Here is a 23,972-nt window from a genome sequence, read left to right as displayed (position 1 = left end):
CGCGTCACGTTACAGCACGAATGTCCGCAGGCGTTCGGCGTGGGCTTCGAGTCCGTCGAGGCCGAGATAGTGGCTCAGCTTGCCCTTGCGGACCTCGGCGATGTCGGCAGTGAACTTGCGCAGCAGCGTTGCACTCGCCGTACGGTAGGCGGCGGCAGCGTCAACGCCTTGTGCCGCCAGTGCCGCGCCGATCAGGCGCGCGCTGTCGGCACCGCCGCCGGCGACACAGCGCGCCATCGCGTCGGCATCGGGTTGTGCGCCGGCGTCGAGCAGCGCGCGCATCAGCGCGGCCGGCACGTTGCCGGACGCGGACTCCAGCGAATCCGGCGCGACCGGCGCACCGGATTCAAGCAATGCGGTGGCGGCGGCAAACTTCTCGCGCCGCAGCGCGTAGTCGGTCGGGATCGAGCTGCCGGCGAGCGCCGTGCCGAGATTCGCGACGAGCGGCGCCAGTTGCATGGTGAGCGCCGTGTCGTCGTGGTCGATCGCGTCTCGCAACGCCTGGCGCGCGAGCGCCGGTTGGGCGGCGAGCGTGCCGGCGGCGAGCGGCGTGCGCCAGTCGGTCACGGCCTGGCAAAAGAACGCGATCAGCTTGTCCGCCAGCGGCGCTGACAGACCATGCTCCATCCGACGTTCGTCGACATACTCGAGAAACGTTATACCGGTTCCGCTTTGGCCAGGTTCCAGCGGGTCTGCATGGAGCTGCAGCGCGCCGAATGCCGCGTACAGGTCGGAGGCGACCGTCGCGAGGCCATCCTCGTGCATCGCACCGCGCCACGCAGGCGGCAGCCCCTGTTTCCACGCGAGCACGTGGCCGCAATCCTTTGCGTCGGGTTCCGTCACGATGTAAATGCGGTCGCAATATTCGAATCCGCCGAACGGCAATACGTCGAGCCTGCCACTCCAGGCGCGTGAATCCTCCTCGGCGGCTTCCTCGGCCAGGTCGAGTTCGTGGTCGATCCAGCCCTCCAGGTCGCGATAGCTGTCGCTGCCGTTGTAGAACAGTTCGCCCCAGCTGATTCCTTCGATATGACCGTTCATCTCCAGCGTCAGGTCGTAGTCGAGGCTGCCGCCGGCCGTCGTGCGCCACAAATCGAGCAGCGCGGGCGGGAGGTCGCCGTGGCAGCGGGCCTGCACGGCCGCGATCTGGTCGGCCGGCATCGGCGGCTGCGCGTCGAAGATCACACGGTCGGCAAACAGCACGATGCCGTGCGCGCGCAGGTCGGCCAGTTCAGCGTCGGAAAAGTGGGTGGCTTGCATCGGAGCGAGAGCGGTGGTGGTGGGTTGGATATTCTCCGTCGTTCATGGGGAACGAACGGCAGTCGATAGGTCGCATCGTATCAGCGTCACGTGAACGCTTTCGTGCCGGCAGGGCATTCAGTGTTGGCGACCGCCTGCCGCATCATCCACTTGCAATCCCGGGCTCTGCCTCCGCCGCATGCACGTCCCGCCGGAACGCGCCGGGGCTCGTGCCCGTCCATTTCCGGAACGCGCGATGAAACGCGCTCGGCTCGGTGAAGCCGAGCTCGACTGCGATCTCCGCGACGCTGAGCGCATTGCCGCGCAGTAGCGACTGCGCCAGCGCGCCGCGCAGCTCGTCCTTGATTGCCGCGAAGCTTTGCCCTTCGCTGCGCAGACGCCGCCGCAGCGTCGCGGGCGTCGTGCCGAGGCGCACGGCCAGCGTATCGAAGTCGGGCCACTCGGCGGCCGGTAGCGTTTTCAGTTGCGCGCGCGTCTTCGCGACCCAGCCCGTATCGTGCCGGTAGCGGACGAGCAGGTTGCCGGGCGCGCCGCGCAGGAAGGTCTTCAGCGCCTGCTCGGAGCGGATCGTCGGCAGCGCGAGGTACGCGGCGTTGAACGCGAGCCGGCTGTCGGGCCGGTCGAAATGCACGGGCACGCCGAAGAACTGGTGATAGTCGCTGCGCTGGTCGGGGCTCGGGCACGCGAAGTCGATGCGCTGCAGCGGGATGCGCCGGCCGATCAGCCAGCATGCGACGCCGAGGAGGAGCAGCCAGAACGTCCGGTACGCGAACGCCGGGTAGGGCGCGCCCGTCTGTGTCAGCACGATCTGCGCCTGCCCGTCGGCCACGACGAGCTCGCCGTGCGGCTCGTCCAGTACTACCCGCAGAAACTGCAGCGCCCGCCGCAGCGCCTTTTCGAGCGTGCCGGCATGCAGCACCGCATGGCACAGCAGTTTGAAGCTGCCTTGCCGCATCGGGCGCGCGGCGAGCCCGAAGAATTCGTCGTCGATCGTACCGGCGATCGCGAGCCACAGCCGGCCGTACTGCTGCGGCGTGACGGGCTCGCGCACGGCCGCCGGCAGGCCGGCGGCGCGCAGCACGGGCGCCGTCGGAAGGCCTTGCCGGCGCAGGCACGCGAGCGCGTCGTCGACGAAACCCGGCGAAATCATCTGCGGCCCCATTTTCCTGCCTCCTCCCGACATGGCAAAAGCGATCACGATTCTAGATTCTGTTTGTCATTGATTGCAATGTACGGGCTGTCTACTATCGAACTATCCCCGTCGCGCCGCTGGCTTGACGGCGGTCATAACGCACAGGAGACACGCATGCCTGATGGAGCTACCGCCCGGGTGGTGCCGGCCTACGCCGACGCCGTGGCCCGGTTCAGTATCGAGACCGCCGCGCAGCAACTGCACGGCGACCTGGAGCGCGGCCTGAACGCGTGCGTGGAATGCTGCGACCGGCATGCATCGGCGGACGCAATCGCGCTCGAATGGATCGACGCCGGCGGGCAGCACCGCAGCTATACGTTTGCGCAGATGAAGGCGCTGTCGGCACGCGTCGCGAACCTGCTGGTCGCGCAGGGCGTGAAGCCGGGCGACGTGGTGGCGGGCCTGTTGCCGCGCACGCCCGAACTCGTCGCGACGATCCTCGGCACGTGGCGCGCGGGCGCCGTCTACCAGCCGCTGTTCACCGCGTTCGGCCCGAAAGCGATCGAGCACCGGCTGCGCATGAGCGACGCGCGCCTGGTCGTGACCAACGTCGCGAATCGCGCGAAGCTCGACGAGATCGCCGATTGCCCGGCCGTTGCGACGGTGCGCGAGCCGGGCGAGACGCTGCCGGAACACGACATCGATTTCCGCGCGGCGCTCGATGCGCAGTCCGACGCGTTCGAGCCGGTGCTGCGCAAGGGCACGGACCTGTTCATGATGATGTCGACGTCGGGCACGACGGGCTTGCCGAAAGGCGTGCCGGTGCCGCTGCGCGCGCTGCTCGCGTTCGGTGCGTACATGCGCGAAGCGGTGGACCTGCGTGCCGGCGACCGGTTCTGGAACATCGCCGATCCGGGCTGGGCGTACGGCCTCTATTACGCGATCACGGGCCCGCTGCTGCTCGGCCACGCAACGACGCTCTACGAGGGCAGTTTCACGGTGGACAGCACGTACGACGTGATCGAACGGCTCGGGATCACGAGCCTGGCCGGCTCGCCGACGGCCTACCGGATGCTGATGGCGGCCGGGACGGAAGCGGCGGCACGGCTGAAGGGCAAGCTGCGCGTGGTCAGCAGCGCGGGCGAACCGCTGAATCCGGAAGTCGTGCGCTGGTTCGACGCGGCGCTCGGCGCGCCGATCTACGATCACTACGGCCAGACCGAACTCGGGATGGTCGTGAACAATCACCACGGCCTCGCGCATGCGGTCCACGCCGGCTCGGCCGGCTTCGCGATGCCGGGCTACCGCGTCGCAGTGCTCGACGACGCGAGCCGCGAGCTCGGCCCCGGCGAGCCGGGCAACCTCGCGATCGACATCGCTCGCTCGCCGCTGCTGTGGTTCCACGGCTACTGGCAGCAGGACACGCCGGCGATCGCGGGCGGCTATTACCGGACCGGCGACAACGTCGAGCTGGAGCCGGACGGCACGGTGAGCTTCATCGGCCGCGCGGACGACGTGATCACGTCGTCCGGCTACCGGATCGGCCCGTTCGACGTGGAGAGCGCGCTGATCGAGCATCCGGCCGTGAGCGAGGCGGCCGTCATCGGCGTGCCCGATGCGGAGCGCACGGAGATCGTCAAGGCGTTCGTCGTGCTGTCGAAAGACTACGACGGCACGCCGGCGCTGGCCGAGGAACTGAGCCTGCACGTGAAGCGGCGGCTGTCCGCTCACGCCTACCCGCGCGCGATCGACTTCGTCGACGCGCTGCCTAAAACCCCGAGCGGCAAGATCCAGCGCTTCGTGTTGCGCAAGATGGAAGCCGAGAAGGTCGCTCAACCCTGAACACAACCTGTACGGACTGCGAATGGATATCAAGGATCGTGTTTTTCTGATCACGGGCGCCGGTTCGGGCCTCGGCGCCGCGGTGGCGCGCATGGTGGTCGCGGAAGGCGGCAAGGCCGTGCTGCTGGACGTCAACGAAGAGGCCGGTGCGGGCCTCGCGCATGAACTCGGCGCGGCGGCGCGCTTCGTGAAGACCGATGTCACGAGCGAAGCCGACGGCCAGGCGGCCGTTGCCGCCGCGCGTGACGCGTTCGGCCGCATCGACGCGCTCGTCAACTGCGCGGGCGTCGCGCCGGGCGAGAAGGTGGTCGGCCGCGACGGCCCGCATTCGCTCGACCGTTTTGCGCGCGCGGTGTCGATCAATCTGGTCGGCACGTTCAACATGATCCGGCTGGCCGCCGAAGCGATGTCGAAGCAGGACGCCGACGCGGAAGGCGAGCGCGGCGTGATCGTCAACACCGCGTCGGTCGCGGCGTTCGACGGGCAGATCGGGCAGGCCGCGTATGCGGCATCGAAGAGCGGCGTGGTGGGCATGACGCTGCCGATCGCGCGCGAGCTCGCGCGGTTCGGCATTCGCGTGGTGACGGTTGCGCCCGGCATCTTCGCGACGCCGATGATGGCCGGCATGCCGCAGGACGTGCAGGACGCGCTCGGCAAGAGCGTGCCGTTCCCGCCGCGGCTCGGCCGCCCGGAAGAATTTGCGGCGCTGGTGCGCCATATCGCCGAGAACACGATGCTGAACGGCGAAGTCATCCGTCTCGATGGCGCGTTGCGCATGGCACCGCGCTGACACTGGAGGAAGCGAATCATGACGACTCAGGATCCGATCGTAATCGTTGGTATGGCGCGTACGCCGATGGGTGGTTTTCAGGGCGACCTGGCGGCAGCCAGCGCGAGCGACCTTGGCGCGGTAGCGATTCGCGCGGCGCTCGAGCGGGCGAACGTGCCGGCCGAGCGCATCGATGAAATCGTGTTCGGCTGCGTGCTGCCGGCGGGCCAGGGCCAGGCGCCGGCGCGGCAGGCCGCGCTGAAGGCCGGGCTGCCGCTCGCGGCGGGCGCGACCACGGTCAACAAGATGTGCGGCTCGGGGATGAAGGCCGCAATGTTCGCGCACGACCTGCTGCTGGCGGGCTCGGCGGGCGTGGCCGTCGCAGGCGGGATGGAGAGCATGACGAATGCGCCGTACCTGCTGCCGAAGGCGCGTGCGGGGATGCGCATGGGTCACGGGCAGGTGCTCGACCACATGTTCCTCGACGGGCTCGAGGACGCGTACGAGAAGGGCCGCCTGATGGGCACGTTCGCCGAGGACTGCGCGCAGGCATACCAGTTCACGCGCGAGGCGCAGGATGCGTTTGCGATTGCGTCGCTGACGCGCGCGCAACGGGCGATCGCCGACGGGCATTTCGTGTCGGAGATCGCGCCGGTGACCGTGAAGGCCGGCAAGAGCGAAACCGTCGTGTCGATCGACGAACAGCCGGGCAAGGCGAAGCTCGACAAGATCCCGACGCTGAAGGCCGCTTTCCGCGACGGCGGCACGGTGACGGCCGCGAATGCGTCGTCGATTTCGGACGGCGCGGCCGCGCTCGTGATGATGCGCCGCTCGGAAGCCGAGCGCCTGGGTCTCACGCCGAAGGCCGTGATCGTCGGGCATTCGACCTACGCGGACAAGCCGGGCCTGTTCGCGACCGCGCCGATCGGCGCGCTGCGCAAGCTGTCGGAGAAAACCGGCTGGAACCTGCGCGACGTCGACCTGTTCGAGATCAACGAGGCGTTCGCGGTGGTGCCGATGGCCGCGATGCGCGATCTCGACCTGCCGCACGAGAAGGTCAACGTGCACGGCGGCGCGTGTGCGCTGGGGCATCCGATCGGTGCGTCGGGCGCACGCGTGATGGTGACGCTGCTGGCCGCGCTCGAAACGTACGGCATGAAGCGCGGCGTCGCGTCGCTGTGTATCGGTGGCGGCGAGGCGACGGCGATCGCGATCGAGCGTATCGTCTGACGCCTGACGCATAGTCCGCGCGCTGTATTGCGGGCGACGGGTATCGCGCAGGAAACCCCTGTGCGATACCCGTTTTGCTTTTGGCGGATCGCGTTGCCGCGCTACGCCTTCGCGTGCGGCGACACCGCCCCGCAAGCGCGAATCACGAGCTGCACGACCTGTTCGGTCTTCGCGTCGAACGCCTTCTGCGTGAACGTACGCTTGCCGCTCAGCGCGCGAATCTGCGCATCGAAATCCGCGTAGTGCTGGGTGGTTGCCCAGATCAGGTACATCAGCGCATGTGCGTCGATCGGCGCGAGCAGCCCGCGCGCGATCCAGCCGTCGATGACCTTCACGCGCGTGTCGAACCACGGCTTCACGCGCCCCGACAGGATGTCCTGCATGTGCTCGGCACCGTGGATGATCTCGTTGGCCCAGACCTTCGAGCCGAGCGGGCGCCGCCTCGACAGCGCCATCTTCGCGCGCACGTAGCCGCTGATCGCTGCCACCGGATCGTCGTCGGCCTCGAATGTACCGGCCGCGTGATGCCAGTCCTCGAACAGGTCGTCGAGCACGCGGCGGTACAGCGCGAGCTTCGTCGGGAAGTAGTAATGCAGGTTGGCTTTCGGCAGGCCGGCGCGCTCCGCGATCATCGCGGTACTCGCGCCGTCGAGCCCGCGTTCCGCGAACACGGCCTCCGCACAGGCGAGCAGATGCGCTTCGTTGGACTCGCGGATGTGCGCCTTGCGTCGCCGCAAAGGCGCGGGCGTTTCGTCGCTGTCGGTGGCTTCGGTTGCCGCCTCGTCATGTCTCATCGTTACCCTCGCGCGGCGGGCGTGCCGCGTTGGGCTTCATTCTAGCCGCTGATCCGCATCGAACGCACGCGTACCGATATCGCGTATTCATCTCCATGCTGCGTTGCGATGGCACGTTTCTCGCTCTGTTCATTCACGCAAGAAAGACATTGCTTTGGTCATTTTGATCGTCTAAAACCTGTCCAATCGGACAGGATTCGGCGAGCGGCGAAAACCTTTCAGCCGGATTCGTCGGACGATCTTCGCGAACGATCGGGGCATGCACCGCGCTTGGGCGGCGTGGCCCCGAAACAGGCATGACATGCACCGGCACAGACCGGGCTGACGACATCACCGACCCCACAGGAGCGATACGAATGAACGCGGTATCGGAAACAGTGAAGCGGGCAGCTTTCGACACGTCGATCAAGGTCGACGGCAAGCGGTTGTGGGACAGCCTGATGGAAGTCGCGAAGATCGGCGCGACGCAGAAGGGCGGTGTGTGCCGTCTCGCGCTGACCGATCTCGACAAGGCCGGCCGCGACCTGATCGTCGGCTGGGCGAAGGCCGCCGGCTGCACGGTGACGGTCGATACGATGGGCAACGTGTTCATGCGCCGCGCGGGCCGCGTGGCCGATGCGGCGCCGGTCGTCACGGGCTCGCATGCGGATTCGCAGCCGACGGGCGGCCGCTTCGACGGCATCTACGGCGTGCTCGGCGGCCTCGAGGTGATTCGCAGTCTCAACGATCGCGGCATCGAGACCGAGCATCCGGTCGAGGTCGTGATCTGGACCAACGAGGAGGGCTCGCGCTTCGCGCCCGCGATGGTGGCCTCCGGCGTGTTCGCGGGCGTGTTCCCGCTCGAATACGGGCTGTCGCGCAAGGACGTGGACGGCAAGACGATCGGCGAGGAGCTGGCGCGCATCGGCTACGCGGGTGACGTGCCGTGCGGCGGGCGCAAGCTGCACGCGGCGTTCGAACTGCATATCGAGCAGGGGCCGATTCTCGAGGCGGAATGCAAGACGATCGGTGTCGTGACCGACGCGCAGGGGCAGCGCTGGTACGAGGTCACGTTCACCGGCCAGGAAGCGCACGCGGGGCCGACGCCGATGCCGCGTCGCCGCGACGCGCTGCTCGGCGCATCGCGCGTGGTCGATCTCGTCAACCGGATCGGCCTCGATCATGCACCGTTCGGCTGCGCGACGGTCGGCATGATGCAGGTCTACCCGAACTCGCGCAACGTGATTCCCGGCCGCGTGTTCTTCACCGTCGATTTCCGTCATCCGGACGACGCAGTGCTCGCGAAGATGGATGCTGCATTGCGCGACGGCGTGGCGCGCATCGCGGGCGACATCGGGCTCGAGACCGAACTCGAGCAGATTTTCTATTACAAGCCGGTCGCGTTCGATTCCGCCTGCGTGGACGCCGTGCGCGGCGCGGCCGATCGCTTCGGCTACTCGCATCGCGACATCGTGTCCGGTGCGGGCCACGACGCGTGCTACCTCGCACAGGTCGCGCCGACGTCGATGGTGTTCGTGCCGTGTGTCGACGGCATCAGCCACAACGAGATCGAAGACGCGACGCCTGCGTGGATCGAGGCCGGCGCGAACGTGCTGCTGCACGCGATGCTGTCGCGCGCATGCGAGCCGGCTTCATGACGCGAAGACCGTAGCAGCCGGCAGGCTGCTCGTCGCCTGACAGCCTGACCGTAGCATTCCTAAGAACGACCGCCCCGACTGTGCATTCGCAGCCGGCGGGGACGGCTTTGTCTCCACCCAGTCGAAGGAACGCGTATGACCACCAAGCCAACCGGCGATATCGCCGCGCATCGCCTGTCGTCCACGCAACTCTCGTGCGAATTCGCCGATATCGCGCCGCTGCTCGATCCGACAGCCGCCGCGGCCGCCGCCAGCCGCTGCCATTACTGCTACGACGCGCCGTGTGTACAGGCCTGCCCGACGCAGATCGACATCCCGAGCTTCATCCGCAAGATCGGCAACGGCAACCTGAAGGGCGCCGCGACCGACATCCTGTCGGCGAATCCGCTCGGCGGGATGTGCGCCCGCGTGTGTCCGACCGAGATCCTGTGCGAAGGCGCATGCGTGCGCAACCACCAGGACGCGCAGCCCGTCGCGATCGGCGCGCTGCAGCGGCATGCGACCGACTGGGCGATGGAGACCGGCGCGGTGCGCTTCACGCGCGCGCCGGACACGGGCCGCCATGTCGCGGTGGTCGGCGCGGGGCCGGCCGGGCTCGCGTGCGCGCACCGGCTCGCGCTCGCCGGACACCGCGTCACGCTGTTCGACGCGCGCCCGAAGGGCGGTGGCCTCAACGAATACGGGATCGCGGCGTACAAGACCGTCGACGATTTCGCGCAGCGTGAAGTCGAGTGGCTGCTGTCGGTGGGCGGCATCGCGCTGAAAACCGGCGTCGCGCTCGGTCGCGACATCACGCTCGACGCACTGCGCGAGCAGCACGACGCGGTGTTTCTCGCGATGGGGCTCGGCGGTGTGCGTGCGCTTTCGATCGACGGCGAGCAACTGGGCGGCGTGATGAATGCGGTCGACTTCATCGCGCAGGTGCGGCAGGCCGATGTGCTGGAGAACGTGGCGGTCGGGCGGCGCGTGGTCGTGATCGGCGGCGGCAATACGGCTATCGACGCGGCGGTGCAGAGCCGCAAGCTCGGCGCCGAGCGCGTGACGATGGTGTACCGGCGCGGCGTGGACGCGATGAGCGCGACGTGGGCCGAGCGCGAGTTCGCGCAGAAGAGCGGCGTCACGCTCGTCACGCACGCGAAGCCCGTGCGCATCGCGGGCGCGAACGGGCAGGTGACGGGTGTCGAGTTCGAGGCGGCATCGGGCGAGCGCTTCACCGTCGATGCGGACATGGTGCTGAAGGCGATCGGCCAGACGTTGACGCCCGACGGCGTCGGCGCCGCGCTGCTGACGGCGGACGGCGCACGCATCGCGGTGGACGCGGACGGGCGCACCGCATGGCCCGACGTGTGGGCCGGCGGCGACTGCGCGGCGACGGGCGGCGTCGACCTCACGGTGCAGGCCGTGCAGGACGGCAAGCGCGCGGCCGCGTCGATCGACGCGGCGCTCGCGCAGCGCAATGCGAAGGCCGCGTGACGGCATCACGCGCGAAACGCACCACGAGCACAACGAACACGACCCCACTCTCTCGGAGCCGAACATGGCCGACCTTCGCTGCACCATCGCGGGCATCACTTCACCGAATCCCTTCTGGCTGGCATCCGCGCCGCCGACCGACAAGGCCTACAACGTGAACCGCGCGTTCGAGGCGGGCTGGGGCGGTGTCGTGTGGAAGACGCTCGGGCTCGATCCGCACGTCGTCAACGTCAGTTCGCGCTACGGCGCCGTGCAGTGGAACGGTCAGCGCATCGCGGGGCTGAACAACATCGAGCTGATCACCGACCGTCCGCTCGACGTGAACCTGAGAGAGATCGCGCAGGTGAAGCGCGACTGGCCGGATCGCGCGCTGATCGTGTCGCTGATGGTGCCGTGCAACGAACGCGACTGGAAATGGATCCTGCCGCTCGTCGAGGATACGGGCGCCGACGCGGTCGAGCTGAACTTCGGCTGCCCGCACGGGATGAGCGAGCGCGGGATGGGCGCGGCGGTCGGGCAGGTACCCGAATATGTGGAGATGGTGACGCGCTGGGTGAAGGAAGGCACGAAGCTGCCGTGCCTCGTGAAGCTCACGCCGAACATCAGCGACATCCGGATGGGGTCGCGCGCCGCGTACAAGGGCTGCGCGGACGGCGTGTCGCTGATCAACACGATCAACTCGATCGTCGCGGTCGATCTCGACCACATGGCGCCGATGCCGACCGTCGACGGCAAGGGCACGCACGGCGGCTATTGCGGCCCGGCGGTCAAGCCGATCGCGTTGAACATGGTCGCGGAGATCGCGCGCGATCCCGAAACGCCGGACCTGCCGATCTCGGGCATCGGCGGCATCTCGAACTGGCGCGATGCGGCCGAGTTCATGGTGCTCGGCGCCGGCAGCGTGCAGGTGTGCACCGCCGCGATGCATTACGGCTTCCGGATCGTGTCGGATCTGGCCGACGGGCTGTCGAACTGGATGGACGAGAAGGGCTACGCGACGCTCGACGACATCCGCGGCCGCGCGGTGCCGAACGTGACCGACTGGAAATACCTGAACCTCAAGTACGACATCAAGGCGCGCATCGACCAGGACCGCTGCATCCAGTGCGGGCTGTGCCATATCGCGTGCGAGGACACGTCGCACCAGGCGATCACGGCGACGAAGGACGGCGTGCGCCACTTCGAAGTGGTCGATTCGGAATGCGTCGGGTGCAATCTTTGCATGCATGTGTGTCCGGTCGAGCAATGCATCACGATGGAGCGTGTCGATTCGGGCGACTATGCCAACTGGACCACGCATCCGAACAATCCGGCGAGCGCGGAGGCGGGTGCAGGTGCGGCGCCGGCACCCGAGAAGCATGCGAAGAAGGCTGCCTGACCGGCGTCCGGCGATGCGGGACCTGCTGCATCGCCGCTTTTCGTTCCACCCGGGCCGGCATCGGATGATGCCGGCGCTGACGTTTTCGTGGAGTGAGTCAGATGAATCACGCAGCGAATCCCGCCGATCCCGATAGCGCCGCGGCGCAGGGCGGCAGCCTGTACAACGACGACCTCGCGCCGACGACGCCGGCGCAGCGCACGTGGAAGTGGTATCACTTCGCGGCGCTGTGGGTCGGGATGGTGATGAACATCGCGTCGTACATGCTCGCGGCCGGGCTGATCCAGGAGGGCATGTCGCCGTGGCAGGCGGTGACGACCGTGTTGCTCGGCAACCTGATCGTGCTCGTGCCGATGCTGTTGATCGGCCATGCGGGCGCGAAGCACGGGATTCCGTACGCGGTGCTCGTGCGCGCGTCGTTCGGCACGCAGGGCGCGAAGCTGCCGGCGCTGCTGCGCGCAATCGTCGCGTGTGGCTGGTACGGGATCCAGACCTGGCTCGGCGGCAGCGCGATCTATACGCTGCTGAACATCCTGACCGGCAACGCGCTGCACGGCGCCGCACTGCCCGTCGTCGGCATCGGGGTCGGGCAGCTCGCGTGCTTCCTCGTGTTCTGGGCACTGCAGCTCTACTTCATCTGGCACGGCACCGATTCGATCCGCTGGCTCGAGAGCTGGTCCGCACCGATCAAGGTCGTGATGTGCGTGGCGCTCGTGTGGTGGGCGACGTCGAAGGCGGGCGGCTTCGGCACGATGCTGTCGGCGCCGTCGCAGTTCGCGGCGGGCGGCAAGAAGGCCGGGCTGTTCTGGGCGACCTTCTGGCCGGGCCTGACGGCGATGGTCGGCTTCTGGGCGACGCTCGCACTGAACATCCCCGACTTCACGCGCTTCGCGCATTCGCAGCGCGACCAGATGATCGGCCAGTCGATCGGACTGCCGTTGCCGATGGCGTTGCTGTCGGTGGTATCGGTCGTCGTGACGTCGGCGACCGTCGTGATCTACGGCAACGCGATCTGGGATCCGATCGACCTGACGAGCCGGATGACGGGCATCGGCGTGGGCATCGCGCTCGTGATCCTCACGCTCGACACGATGTGCTGCAACCTCGCCGCGAATCTCGTCGGCCCGGCCTACGACTTCTCGAGCCTGTGGCCGAAGGCGATTTCGTACCGCACCGGCGGGATGATCACCGCGACGATCGCGATCGTGATGATGCCGTGGAAGATCCTCGCGACGACGGACGGCTACATCTTCACCTGGCTCGTCGGCTATTCGGCGCTGCTCGGGCCGGTGGCGGGGATCCTGATGGTCGACTACTTCCTGATTCGCGGCACGCGGCTCGACACGCGCGCGCTGTTCGACGAGCGCGGCGGCTTCAGCTACGCGCGCGGCTGGAATCCGGCCGCGCTGGCGGTCGGCGTGCTGCCGAACCTGCCCGGCTTCCTGCATACGGCGTTTCCGGCGTCGTTTCCGAACGTGCCGGCGTTCTTCAACACGCTTTACACGTACGCGTGGTTCGTCGGCCTCGTGCTGGCGTCGTGCGTGTACGGCACCTGGATGAAGTGGCGCGCCGGACAGCATGTGCAGATCGCGAGCGCATGACGCGCCGGAAGCGTGCGAGGCATGTGATGCGGCACCCGACAGTCAACGAGGAGGCAACCCAATGGCAATCCTGATTCGCGGCGGCACCGTGGTCGATGCGGACCGCACCTATCGCGCGGACGTGCTCTGCGCAGCACCGGATGACGGCGGCACGATCCTGCAGATCGCCGACAAGATCGACGCGCCGGCCGGCGCGACCGTCGTCGATGCGCACGACCAGTACGTGATGCCGGGCGGTATCGATCCGCATACGCACATGGAACTGCCGTTCATGGGCACGACCGCGAGCGACGATTTCTACACGGGTACGGCCGCCGGGCTTTCGGGCGGCACGACGAGCATCATCGACTTCGTGATCCCGAGCCCGAAGCAGCCGCTGATGGACGCGTTCCACGCATGGCGCGGCTGGGCCGAGAAGGCCGCGGCCGATTACGGTTTCCACGTGGCCGTGACGTGGTGGGACGAGAGCGTGTACCGCGACATGGGCACGCTCGTGCACGAGCATGGCGTGTCGAGCTTCAAGCACTTCATGGCGTACAAGAACGCGATCATGGCCGACGACGAGGTGCTCGTGAACAGCTTCTCGCGTTCGCTCGAACTCGGCGCACTGCCGACCGTACACGCGGAGAACGGCGAACTCGTGTTCCAGCTGCAGAAGGCGCTGCTCGCACGCGGGATGACGGGGCCGGAGGCGCATCCGCTGTCGCGGCCGCCGGAGGTCGAGGGCGAAGCCGCGAACCGCGCGATCCGCATCGCGCAGGTGCTCGGCGTGCCGGTGTATATCGTGCATGTCTCCGCGAAGGATGCGGTCGATGCGATCACGCGGGCGCGCAGCGAAGGGCTGCGCGTGTTCGGCGAGGTGCTGCCGGGCCACCTGGTGATCGACGAGGCCGTCTATCGCGATCCGGACTGGACGCGTGCGGCCGCACACGTGATGAGCCCGCCGTTCCGCTCGGCCGAGCATCGCGAGGCGCTGTGGCGCGGGCTGCAGGCGGGGCAGCTGCACACGACGGCGACCGATCACTGCGTGTTCTGCGCATCGCAGAAGGCGATGGGCCGCAACGATTTCACGAAGATCCCGAACGGCTGCGGCGGGGTCGAGGATCGCATGTCGGTGCTGTGGCATCACGGCGTGAATCACGGCCGCATCACGCCGAACGAGTTCGTGCGGATCACGTCGACGAACGCCGCGCAGATCTTCAACCTGTATCCGCGCAAGGGCGCGGTGCAGGTGGGCGCCGATGCCGACCTCGTCGTGTGGGATCCTGCCGCGACGAAGACGATCTCGGTGAAGACCCATCACCAGCAGGTCGACTTCAATGTGTTCGAGGGGATGACGGTGCAGGGTGTCGCGACGCACACGCTCACGCGTGGCGCACTCGCGTGGGCCGACGGCGACTTGCGCGCCGTGCGCGGCGCGGGCCGCTACCTGAAACGCCCGCCGGCGGCCAGTTACTACGACGCCGCGCGGATCGCGAACCGGCTGCGCGAGCCGCATCCGGTCGAGCGCGCCGGCTGAACGGTGCGTATCGCGCGGGGCGTGCCGGTTGGAACGGCACGCCTCGCGCATGTTCGAGCGTGCTTTCCCATTCGTGCCGGCACCACGCCTGCCTTCTCTCCGCATCCCGTCAATTCTCTCAATATTTGGGACGAATTGAGCGCGATCGCGTCTTTCCGATTCCCAGGTACGTAGAAGAACTGAGCAACTCGACGCGACACGCGACGTCGCGCAAATGCGACCATTTTGTTTGCGTTGTCGGCGTGCATGCCGACGAGTAATATCCACCGACGGCGTTGCGCAGGCGTGCCGGGCCGCCCGCCGAACAGTCCAATAACATTGAGAGCAAGGAGTACGAGGTGGATATTCTGCGCAGTCTCCTGGGTATGCTGTTCCTGCTGCTGGTTGCCTATCTGCTGTCGAACAACCGGCGCGCGGTGAGCGGCCGGACCATGATCGCCGCGTTGTGCACGCAACTGGCGATCGGCGCGCTGGTGCTGTTCGTGCCGTCGGGACGCACGGCGCTGGCGGCGGCCGCGAACGGCGTCAATCGCGTGCTCGACATGGGCAATCACGGCATCGCGTTCGTATTCGGCGGGCTGGTCGACAGCCGGATGTTCCAGCTGTTCGGCGACGGCGGGTTCGTGTTCGGCCTGCGCGTGCTGCCGATGATCATCTTCGTGACCGCGCTGATCGCGGTGCTGTACTACATCGGCGTGATGAAGTGGATCGTCGCGATCCTCGGCGCGGCGCTCGCGAAATTGCTCGGCGTGAGCCGCATCGAGGCGTGCTCGGCGGTGGCGACGATCTTTCTCGGGCAAAGCGAGATGCCGGCGCTCGTGAAGCCGTTCGTGCGGAACATGACGAGCGCCGAGATCTTCACGGTGATGGCGAGCGGCATGGCGTCGGTCGCGGGCTCGGTGCTGGTTGGCTACGCCGGCCTCGGCGTGAGGATGGAATACCTGCTCGCCGCGTCGTTCATGGCGGTGCCGGGCGGGCTGCTGTTCGGCAAGCTGCTGTATCCGACGGTCGAGCCGAGCCGTGTCGTGGTCGACGGGCTCGACTTCGACGACAAGCGGGCCGCCAACGTGATCGAGGCGGCGGCGTCCGGCGCGTCGGTCGGGCTGCGGATCGCGATCAACGTCGGCGCGATGCTGATCGCGTTCGTGGGGCTCATCGCGCTGATGAACCTGATCGTCGGCGGCGTGGCCGCGTTCGCGGGCTTTCCGCAAATTACGCTGGTGGGTATCATCGGCCACCTGTTCGCGCCGCTCGCGTGGATCATCGGCGTGCCGTGGCATGACGCGACACTGGCCGGCAACTTCATCGGCGAGAAGCTGATCTTCAACGAGTTCGTCGCGTACGGCGACCTGTCGCCGTACCTGAAGGGCGGCGAGCACGTCGCGGCGGCCGGCCTGCAGGTGCTCGACCCGAAGACGCTCGCGATCGTGTCGTTCGCGCTGTGCGGCTTCGCGAATTTCTCGTCGATCGCGATTCTCGCGGGCGGCTTCAGCGCGGTCGCGCCCGAGCGCCGCTCGGAAGTGGCGCGGCATGGCCTGCGCGCGTTGACGGCCGCGACGCTGTCGAACCTGATGAGCGCCGCGATCGCCGGCCTGTTCTTTTCCCTGCATTGAGCCCGACGCGGCCACCGACCGATCGAGGAGAGGCAACGATGTTTTTACCGCAGGAATTCATTCGCCAGAAGCGCAACCGGCAGCCGCTCGATCGCGACGGGATCGCCGCGTTCGTGCGTGGCGTGACCGACGGCAGCGTGACCGAGGGCCAGGTGGCCGCGTTCGCGATGGCCGTGTATTTCAACGACCTGAGCACCGACGAGCGCGTCGCGCTGACGCTCGCGCAGCGCGACTCGGGCGACGTGCTCGACTGGCGCGCGCTCGATCTCGACGGGCCGGTGATCGACAAGCATTCGACCGGCGGCGTCGGCGATGTCGTGTCGCTGATGCTCGGGCCGATGGTGGCCGCGTGCGGCGGCTACGTGCCGATGATCTCGGGGCGCGGGCTCGGCCATACCGGCGGCACGCTCGACAAGCTCAGTGCGATTCCCGGCTACAACGTGACGCCCGATACGGACGCGTTTCGCCGCACGGTGCGCGACGTCGGCGTCGCGATCATCGGGCAGACCGCACGGCTGGCGCCGGCCGACATGCGCATCTATGCGATTCGCGACGTGACGGCGACCGTCGAGTCGGTCGCGATGATCACCGCGTCGATCCTGTCGAAGAAGCTCGCGGCCGGGCTCGACGGGCTCGTGATGGACGTCAAGGTCGGCTCCGGCGCGTTCATGCCGACCGCCGCGCAATCGGCGGAACTGGCCCGCAGCATCGTCGACGTCGGCAACGGCGCCGGCATGAAGACCACCGCGATCCTCACCGACATGAACCAGTCGCTCGCGCCGTGCGCGGGCAATGCACTCGAAGTGGCGTGCGCGATCGACTACCTGACGGGCAAGTCGCGTCCGGCACGCCTGCATGACGTCACGATGGCGCTGTCGGCGGAATTGCTCGTCACCGGCGGGCTGGCACGCGACGTCGCAGATGCGCGCACGACGTTGCAGCACGCGCTCGATTCGGGTACGGCAGCGGAACGCTTCGCGCGGATGGTCACGGCGCTCGGCGGCCCCGCGGACCTGATCGATGCGCCTGCGCGTCATCTGGCGCGGGCGGAGGTGATCGTGCCGGTTCCGTCGCGCACGAGCGGCGTCGTGCAGCGGGTCGACTGCCGCGCGCTCGGGCTGGCGGTCGTCGCGCTCGGCGGTGGCCGCACGCGCGCGGCGGATGCGATCGACTACAGTGTCGGCCTGACGGCGCTCGCGGAGCTCGGGCAGCGTGTCGAAGCCGGCCAGCCGCTCGGTTACGTGCATGCCCGCGATGCCGCCGCCGCGGCGCACGCGGTGGACGCGATCCAGCGCAGTTACGTGCTGGGCGAGACGGGTGACGCGCCGCCGACCATCTATCAGCAGATCGGCTGATAGATCGCCGGCGCGGGCATCGGCGACCGCTTCACTTCACGCCACGGGAGTATCGCGACGGCCGGGGTTTGGCCGCCCCGATACCTCCCCGCACACAATCGAGGGTATGACGAGATGGAACGACACGAACTGATCGAAGCGGCGAAGGCGGCGCGCGAACGCGCGTATGCGCCATATTCGCGCTTCAAGGTCGGCGCGGCGCTGCAGGCGCGCGACGGCACGGTTTTTCACGGCTGCAATGTCGAGAACGCGTCCTACGGACTTTGCAATTGCGCAGAGCGCACGGCGATGTTTTCGGCCATCGCCGCCGGTTATCGTCCGGGGGATTTCACGCGGCTCGCGGTTGTCGGCGACACCGACGGCCCGATCGCGCCGTGCGGCGCGTGCCGTCAGGTGATCATCGAGATCGGCACGCCCGACATCGAAGTGGTCCTGGCGAACCTGAAAGGGGCCGTCGAGGTCACGACGGCCCACGCATTGCTGCCGGGCGCGTTCCGGTTGTAACGACGCGCGCGACTCACGTCACGCGCTGCACGCATCATGCGCCGTCGCGCGCTTCGCGGATCGGGATCACCGTACGCGCGCCGCACTGGCGCAGCAGGTCGCGCAGCTCGTTGATGACCGGAAACACCTCGTGGTTCCAGTCGGCGCCCTGGCGATCGTGCGCTTCCTGCTCGCGCTCGACGATCCAGCGATCCTCGCGGAAGATGCGTTCGGTGAACCAGACGAGCAGCGGCCACGCGAGATCGAGCGCGAACGGGATGCCGGGCTTGTGGATCGACAGCAGTCCGAACGTGCGGTTGGTGCGCTGCTCGGCGTCGAGCGGCACGTAGACGATCCACAGGTCCATCACGAGCGTGCCTTCGCTCGAGCGGATCTGCAGCGTCTGGTACGGATAGCCGGTGCGCACCGTCATCACGCTCTTGTCGGACTGGTCGGCTGGCTTCTTGCTCGCGCCGAACACGAGCGCTTCGCCCACCGGCTGCTTGCCTTCCATCCGCGCGAACGTGTAGTCGACCTCCACCCAGTCGTCGCCGCGACGGCGGCCGACGCTGCGCGCGCGCATCTGCCCCATCTGCTTGCGATGCAGGAACTGATGGTTCATGTCCATCAGGTTCTCGTGCATGAACGAGTAGTGGCACTTGACCTCGCGGCCGAAGCGGCGTGTCTTGTATGCGCGGTCGTCCGCCGATTCGAGCACGGGGAACGGCCGCGTGTCGGCGAGCGTCGCGTCGCCGGGGAACACGAAGATCAGCCCGTGCGCTTCTCGGCACGGATACGCGCGCACGCCGTTGGGCAGGCGCTCGCGGCCGAGGTACGGCACGTCGACGCAACGGCCGCTGTCGCACGCGTAGGTCCAGCCGTGATAGCAGCAGCGCAGCGTCTCGCCGCTCACGACGCCCGCGTGCAGCGGCACCTGTCGGTGCGCGCAACGATCCTCGAGCGCGTACACGGCGCCGGATTCGGTGCGCACGAGCACGATCGGATCGCCGGCGAAGTGCACACCGAGCGTCTTGCCGCGTTTCAGCTCGCGCGACCACGCGAGCGGGTACCAGTGATCGGGATGAATCGGTACGCGGCGCAGGTCGCGCACGGCCGCGCCGGAAGAGGGTTCTCCAAGGGTGCCGCTGTCGGGGAAGGGCACTGCGCGCATGCGTGACGTCTCCGGGCTGGACTGGGATTCCGGGCGCCGCAAGACGCGGCGGGGATCTGGAGAAGTCTACGCGAAGTTGCCTGTCGCGGCGGACGCGATGCGGGTTTGCCCCGGCACGGCGGCCGCGGTTTCGTTGATGCAGCGCAAACCGGGTCGAAGGCGTCGCGCGCTGGCCGTGCGTGGCCGCACGGGCCCCGGCCGCGCGGCGGGCGGCACCCCGTCACGCGGCTGCTTGCCGGTCACGAGCGCGCATCGCGCCACAGTACTGCGTCGGTGCGGTACAGCGCCGGGAAGTACTGCTTCAGCCCGGTGATCTTCGGCATGTCGTTGTACGCGATGTACGGCGCGTCGGGGTGCAGCTCGAGGTAGTTCTGGTGATAGGCCTCGGCCGGGTAGAACCCCTTGTAGTCCTCGACGCGCGTGACGACGGGCGCCGGAAACACGTGCGTGGTGCCGAGCTGCGCGATGTACGCGGTCGCGACCGCGCGTTGCTGCGCGGTGGTCGGAAAGATCGCCGACCGGTATTGCGAGCCTTCGTCGGGGCCCTGCCGGTTGAGCTCGGTCGGATCGTGCGCGACCGAGAAGAACACCTGCAGCAGCCGGCCGTACGTGATCTGCGTCGGGTCGTAGACGATGCGAACCGATTCCGCGTGCCCGGTCAACCCCGAGCCGACGAGCGCGTAGTGCGCGGTTTCGGACGCACCGCCCGCATAGCCGGCCGTCACCTGCTTCACGCCCTTCACGTGCTCGAACACGCCCTGCACGCCCCAGAAGCAGCCGCCGGCGAGCACGGCCGTCTCGTCGTGCGATGCGCCGGGCGTTTCGTCGAGCGTCGGTGCGGGCACGGTGCGCATCGGCTCGGCGGAATTGACGATGCGCTGGTAGCCGAACACGGCCGCGGCCGCGACGGCGATGGCGCCGATGCGGCGCAGCATCGCCGTACGTCGTTGCGGTGCGGGGCCGCGGGGGGAGGTGGTGTTCACGGTGTGCTCCTTCGAAAGGCGGAATGGGAAGCGAGAGGCCCGGAGGCGGCACCGGTGCGCCGCGTCCGGCCGGGATCAGCCGAACGTGAACGCATATGCATTCACGCCGGGATCGAGAAACTCGATTGCGAACGTGCGGTCGGCGATCGCGCCGGGCTGCCGGACCAGCTGGTACAGGCGCTGCCCAGTCACGGTGCCGTAGCCTTGCGCATCGACGTCGCTTCCATGGGCGGCACCGGGAGCCGCGCCGTCGAGCGTCACGCGAAAGCGCACCGGCTTGCCGTCCTCGCCGGGGCCGAGCACCAGGTGCAGGTCACGTGCATGGAAGCGGTAGACGATGCGACCGGCCGGCGCCGCGAGCGTCGCGCGTTCGGCGCCGACCTGCCACATACCGGCGAGGCCCCAGTCGTTGAGATCGGGACGGGCCGGCACGGCGTAGTGATACGCCGCGTCGCGCACGACACCGCCCGGCGACACGAAATCCTCGGCGCGTGCGTAGCCGACGTAGGTCTCGGGCGAGCGGACGTCCGCATTGTCGGCCGCCGCGAGCGCACCCTTCGCGGGTGCGCCGGCGAGCCCGAGCGGCACGTTCAGCGCTTCCGGATGGCCGGCCTCGGCGAGCAGCGACTGGATCGCGCGCTCCGATTCCGCGTATTCGCCTTCGCCGAAGTGGTGGCGGCGCACGCGCCCTTGCGCGTCGACGAAGTAGTGTGCGGGCCAGTATTCGTTGTTGAACGCGCGCCAGATCGTGAAGCGGTTGTCGATCGCGACCGGGAAGTCGATGCCGAGGTCGTGCACGGCCTTCTTCACGTTGCCGATGTCGCGCTCGAACGCGAACTCCGGCGCATGCACGCCGATCACGACGAGCCCGTATGGCGCGTACTTGCGTGCCCATGCGGTCGTGTACGGCAGCGTGCGCAGGCAGTTGATGCACGAGTAGGTCCAGAAATCGACCAGCACGACCTTGCCGCGCAGGCCGGCCGCCGTCAGCGGCGGCGAGTTCAGCCACTGCACCGCGCCGTCGAGCGCCGGCAGCGTGCCTTCGACGGGCAGCGCGGCCGGCGCATGCGTCGCATCCACCGCGCGCATCATTGCGCCGCCGGCCTGCGCGCCATCGGCAGCCGCGGCCATCATCGCGCCGCCGTTCGTGTTGTCGGCGGCGTTGCCGGTCGCGGCCATCGCTGCCGGCGCGCCGTTCGAACGCCCGCCGAGGCGGTCGACGAGTTTCGTCTCGAGTCCGCCCGTCGTGACGGTCGACAGTTGAGCAAGCGCACCCGTATCGAGGCCGAGCGCAATCGCGCCGACGCCGGCCAGGAGCGCCACGCCGATCCCGCGCTTGATCCATTCGCCGGCGCCGAGCGAGCGCTTCATCGCGGCGAACACCTTGCCGCCGATCACCAGCGCGACGCTGAGCGACGTCGCCGCGCCGGCCGCATACGCGACCAGCAGCAGCGTCGTGCCGACGCTTGCGCCGCGCAGCGCGGCGCCGGTCAGCACGAGCCCGAGGATCGGGCCTGCGCACGGCGCCCACAGCAGGCCGGTCGCGACGCCGAGCAGCAGCGACGACGCGGGGCCGGCCGGGCGGCCGTCGCGTTGCGCAAAGCCGGTGAGCCGGTTGCCGGCGGCGACGAGCGGGCGGGTCAGGTGCTCCGCGAGGCGCGGCATCAGCAGGGTCAGGCCGAATATCGCGAGCAGCACGATCGCGACCCAGCGGCCGGCCTGGTTGGCCTGCGCGACCCAGCCGCCGCCGACGGCGGCGAGCGTCGCGACGACGGCGAACGTGAGCGCCATGCCGGCGAGCAGCGGCAGGCCGGTGCGCACGAACGGCTGGTCGGCGCGTGCGAACACGAACGGCAGCACGGGCAGGATGCACGGGCTCAGGATCGTGAGCACGCCGCCGAGGTAGGCAAGGACGATGAGCAGCATGGTGCGTTCTCCAGTCGGTCGGGAGTGGGGCCGGATCAGGCAGCGGCAGGGTGGAAGACGAGCGCGAGGCCGTTCATGCAGTAGCGCAGGCCGGTGGGCTGCGGGCCGTCGTCGAACACGTGGCCGAGATGGCCGCCGCAGCGGCGGCAATGCACTTCGGTGCGGATCATCCCGAACGACGCGTCGGTGGTGGTGGCGACCGCGTGGTCGAGCGGCTTCCAGAAGCTCGGCCAGCCGGTATGGCTGTCGAACTTGGTGGCCGACGAGAACAGCGCGAGGTTGCAGCCGGCGCACGCGAACGTGCCTTGCCGGTGCTCGTCGTTCAGCGGGCTCGTGTACGGCCGCTCGGTGCCGGCTTCGCGCAGGATCGTGTACTGGGCGGGCGTGAGCCGGCGATGCCATTCGGCGTCGCTGAGGGTGACTTCAAAAGGGGCGGCCGTCTGCGGGGTGGCCGGCGGCGCGGCGAACGCACGGCCGACCAGCGCGCGGCGGCCGACGGACGACAGCGTCGCGAGCACGGCGAGGCCGGTGGCGCCGGCGAACAGCAGATGTCTGCGGGTGGGCATGATGGGCTCCTGGCGGCAGGTCCTGAAAACATGCGCCCATCGTAGTCAGCGGCCGGTGTCGAAGTCCTCACGGAAAGTTAAATGAATTGTGATTGTTTTTTGGGTGATCCGGTCAGGTCCGTTGAAATCCGTAGAAGCCCCGTCCGACAAGGGTTTGCGGGGAATTTATGGTCTGCCAAGTTCCGCGAAAATCCTCTGCGAGCCGTAACTTTTTAGTGTTTTTTTAGTGTTTGCGATGTGGGGTAGGCTCTTCTTAGGGATGCGCGGGCCGACCTGGTTGCGATATCAAAGGAGGGCGATCATGGGTGCTCTGACGGTTAGGCAAATCGAAGCCGCAAAGACGATCGGGAAGCTGTATTTCCTGTCGGATGGGCGAGGGCTGTTCCTGCGCATCGGCCCGGATGGCTCGAAGACCTGGCTTGTTCGAGTCAGCATCAACGGCAAGCAACGAGACAAGCCGCTCGGCAAGGCATGGGGACGCACCACGACCGATGAGCGGTTGTCACTAGAGGATGCACGCGCTGCCGCGGCGACGATTCGTTCACATGCGCGCGACGCTGTGGACTATCTCGACGCGAAGAAGCGTGAACGCCAGGCCAAGGTTGAAAAAGCTGCGACAGCGGAGCTCACGTTCGGAGATTTATTTGATGCTTGGTTCGCGACCATCAACAAGAAGCGAGGCAGGAAAGGCCGAAAGGATGGCGGTCGGATGCTGCGAGGTGCGATGGAAAAACATGTGCTGCCGGCCCTCCGAGCACACAAGATCACAGGTGTGTTTGCGTCGAACGTTCTGCCGCTGCTTACCGTGATCTCCGACGTCGGGTATAACCGACAAGCGGTGGAAATGCTTGTAACCATCCAGCAAATGATTCGATGGGGCGAGCGCAACCAGCCGTGGAAGCGATTGCTGATCGATTGTGATGTGCTCGCGCTCGCAAAAGAGGATGTCGTTGCAGGTGATTACGACCCGGTACGTGATAACGAACGCCATCGCACACTGTCGGACGACGAAATTCGCGCGCTCGGTGAACTTATGCCGGCTGCACGGCTTCCACGTTCCATTGAGTCGGTGGTATGGGTGATGCTTGCTTGCGGAACGCGTGTCGGTGAAACGCTCGTGGCTCGGTGGGCTGATCTTGACTTCAAGGCGCGGACGTGGACGATTCCTAAGGGACGGTTTCAAAAAGGGCCCGTGGGGCTGTTAACTTTCGCGGCGAGCTGTTAACCTCAGGCATCGGAA

19 protein-coding genes are annotated in these 23,972 nt (G+C 67.8%); 12 read left to right on the top strand and 7 right to left on the bottom strand.

The features are described from left to right. Positions 1-9: 9 nt before the first annotated feature. Both BDI24065_RS38380 and BDI24065_RS38375 read right to left on the bottom strand, forming a co-directional pair. Positions 10-1,260 (bottom strand): SMI1/KNR4 family protein, encoded by a 1,251-nt coding sequence (locus tag BDI24065_RS38380; protein WP_175035573.1) that lies wholly within the window; start codon positions 1,258-1,260, stop codon positions 10-12. A gap of 142 nt (positions 1,261-1,402) precedes the next feature. Then, positions 1,403-2,422, bottom strand: coding sequence for an AraC family transcriptional regulator (locus BDI24065_RS38375; RefSeq protein WP_175035572.1), 1,020 nt, complete (start codon positions 2,420-2,422; stop codon positions 1,403-1,405). A 144-nt stretch (positions 2,423-2,566) separates the two neighbouring features. Between BDI24065_RS38375 and BDI24065_RS38370 the strand changes: the two genes are divergently transcribed. From BDI24065_RS38370 to BDI24065_RS38360, 3 genes are read left to right on the top strand one after another with little or no spacing between them, the layout of a single operon-like run. Continuing rightward, positions 2,567-4,234: an acyl-CoA synthetase gene (locus BDI24065_RS38370; protein WP_175035571.1), complete on the top strand. Its 1,668-nt coding sequence runs from the start codon at positions 2,567-2,569 to the stop codon at positions 4,232-4,234. Positions 4,235-4,256: 22 nt separating this feature from the next. Next, a complete protein-coding gene (locus BDI24065_RS38365) occupies positions 4,257-5,024 on the top strand; it encodes a 3-hydroxyacyl-CoA dehydrogenase (RefSeq protein WP_175035570.1) in 768 nt (255 codons plus the stop codon). A gap of 18 nt (positions 5,025-5,042) precedes the next feature. Beyond that, complete coding sequence (locus BDI24065_RS38360; protein ID WP_175035569.1) at positions 5,043-6,233, top strand: acetyl-CoA C-acyltransferase; 1,191 nt, start codon at positions 5,043-5,045, stop codon at positions 6,231-6,233. A 101-nt stretch (positions 6,234-6,334) separates the two neighbouring features. Here the strand turns inward: BDI24065_RS38360 and BDI24065_RS38355 are convergent, their stop codons facing one another. Further along, positions 6,335-7,027 carry a TetR/AcrR family transcriptional regulator gene (locus BDI24065_RS38355; protein ID WP_175035568.1) on the bottom strand — a complete coding sequence of 231 codons (693 nt, stop codon included), beginning with the start codon at positions 7,025-7,027 and terminating at the stop codon, positions 6,335-6,337. Positions 7,028-7,383: 356 nt separating this feature from the next. Here BDI24065_RS38355 and BDI24065_RS38350 point away from each other — a divergent pair, with 356 nt between their 5' ends. From BDI24065_RS38350 to BDI24065_RS38315, 8 genes are all read left to right on the top strand, one after another. Then, positions 7,384-8,664: a Zn-dependent hydrolase gene (locus BDI24065_RS38350; RefSeq protein ID WP_175035567.1), complete on the top strand. Its 1,281-nt coding sequence runs from the start codon at positions 7,384-7,386 to the stop codon at positions 8,662-8,664. A 135-nt stretch (positions 8,665-8,799) separates the two neighbouring features. Beyond that, positions 8,800-10,137 (top strand): NAD(P)-dependent oxidoreductase, encoded by a 1,338-nt coding sequence (locus tag BDI24065_RS38345; protein ID WP_175035566.1) that lies wholly within the window; start codon positions 8,800-8,802, stop codon positions 10,135-10,137. A gap of 64 nt (positions 10,138-10,201) precedes the next feature. Then, positions 10,202-11,515, top strand: coding sequence for an NAD-dependent dihydropyrimidine dehydrogenase subunit PreA (gene preA, locus BDI24065_RS38340; protein ID WP_175035565.1), 1,314 nt, complete (start codon positions 10,202-10,204; stop codon positions 11,513-11,515). 101 nt (positions 11,516-11,616) lie between these two features. Continuing rightward, on the top strand, positions 11,617-13,116 hold the full coding sequence (locus BDI24065_RS38335) for an NCS1 family nucleobase:cation symporter-1 (RefSeq protein WP_175035564.1): 1,500 nt from the start codon (positions 11,617-11,619) through the stop codon (positions 13,114-13,116). A 61-nt stretch (positions 13,117-13,177) separates the two neighbouring features. Further along, positions 13,178-14,635, top strand: coding sequence for a dihydropyrimidinase (gene hydA, locus BDI24065_RS38330; protein ID WP_175035563.1), 1,458 nt, complete (start codon positions 13,178-13,180; stop codon positions 14,633-14,635). A gap of 338 nt (positions 14,636-14,973) precedes the next feature. Next, on the top strand, positions 14,974-16,248 hold the full coding sequence (locus BDI24065_RS38325) for a NupC/NupG family nucleoside CNT transporter (RefSeq protein ID WP_122950656.1): 1,275 nt from the start codon (positions 14,974-14,976) through the stop codon (positions 16,246-16,248). Between the two features lie 38 nt (positions 16,249-16,286). After that, positions 16,287-17,603, top strand: a complete 1,317-nt coding sequence (gene deoA / locus BDI24065_RS38320; RefSeq protein ID WP_175035562.1) for a thymidine phosphorylase — start codon at positions 16,287-16,289, stop codon at positions 17,601-17,603. Positions 17,604-17,717: 114 nt separating this feature from the next. Beyond that, on the top strand, positions 17,718-18,107 hold the full coding sequence (locus BDI24065_RS38315; RefSeq protein ID WP_175035561.1) for a cytidine deaminase: 390 nt from the start codon (positions 17,718-17,720) through the stop codon (positions 18,105-18,107). A gap of 34 nt (positions 18,108-18,141) precedes the next feature. Here BDI24065_RS38315 and BDI24065_RS38310 read toward each other — a convergent pair whose 3' ends face one another. From BDI24065_RS38310 to msrB, 4 genes are all read right to left on the bottom strand, one after another. Beyond that, on the bottom strand, positions 18,142-19,257 hold the full coding sequence (locus BDI24065_RS38310) for an aromatic ring-hydroxylating oxygenase subunit alpha (protein ID WP_175035560.1): 1,116 nt from the start codon (positions 19,255-19,257) through the stop codon (positions 18,142-18,144). 239 nt (positions 19,258-19,496) lie between these two features. Beyond that, the gene (msrA, locus tag BDI24065_RS38305; protein ID WP_175035586.1) at positions 19,497-20,192 is read right to left on the bottom strand and encodes a peptide-methionine (S)-S-oxide reductase MsrA; all 696 of its coding nucleotides are present in this window, start codon (positions 20,190-20,192) and stop codon (positions 19,497-19,499) included. 123 nt (positions 20,193-20,315) lie between these two features. Beyond that, positions 20,316-22,166, bottom strand: coding sequence for a cytochrome c biogenesis protein DipZ (locus BDI24065_RS38300; RefSeq protein ID WP_175035559.1), 1,851 nt, complete (start codon positions 22,164-22,166; stop codon positions 20,316-20,318). Between the two features lie 35 nt (positions 22,167-22,201). Then, positions 22,202-22,732: a peptide-methionine (R)-S-oxide reductase MsrB gene (gene msrB / locus BDI24065_RS38295; RefSeq protein ID WP_175035558.1), complete on the bottom strand. Its 531-nt coding sequence runs from the start codon at positions 22,730-22,732 to the stop codon at positions 22,202-22,204. Between the two features lie 301 nt (positions 22,733-23,033). Between msrB and BDI24065_RS38290 the strand changes: the two genes are divergently transcribed. Beyond that, the gene (locus tag BDI24065_RS38290) at positions 23,034-23,957 is read left to right on the top strand and encodes a tyrosine-type recombinase/integrase (protein WP_175035557.1); all 924 of its coding nucleotides are present in this window, start codon (positions 23,034-23,036) and stop codon (positions 23,955-23,957) included. The last annotated feature ends 15 nt before the right edge of the window (positions 23,958-23,972 follow it).

Origin of the sequence: Burkholderia lata (genome assembly GCF_902499025.1) — a bacterium.
Taxonomy (GTDB): domain Bacteria; phylum Pseudomonadota; class Gammaproteobacteria; order Burkholderiales; family Burkholderiaceae; genus Burkholderia; species Burkholderia lata_C.
The sequence above is the reverse complement of the archived record's forward strand: the minus strand, read 5'-3'. Positions and strand labels throughout refer to the sequence as shown.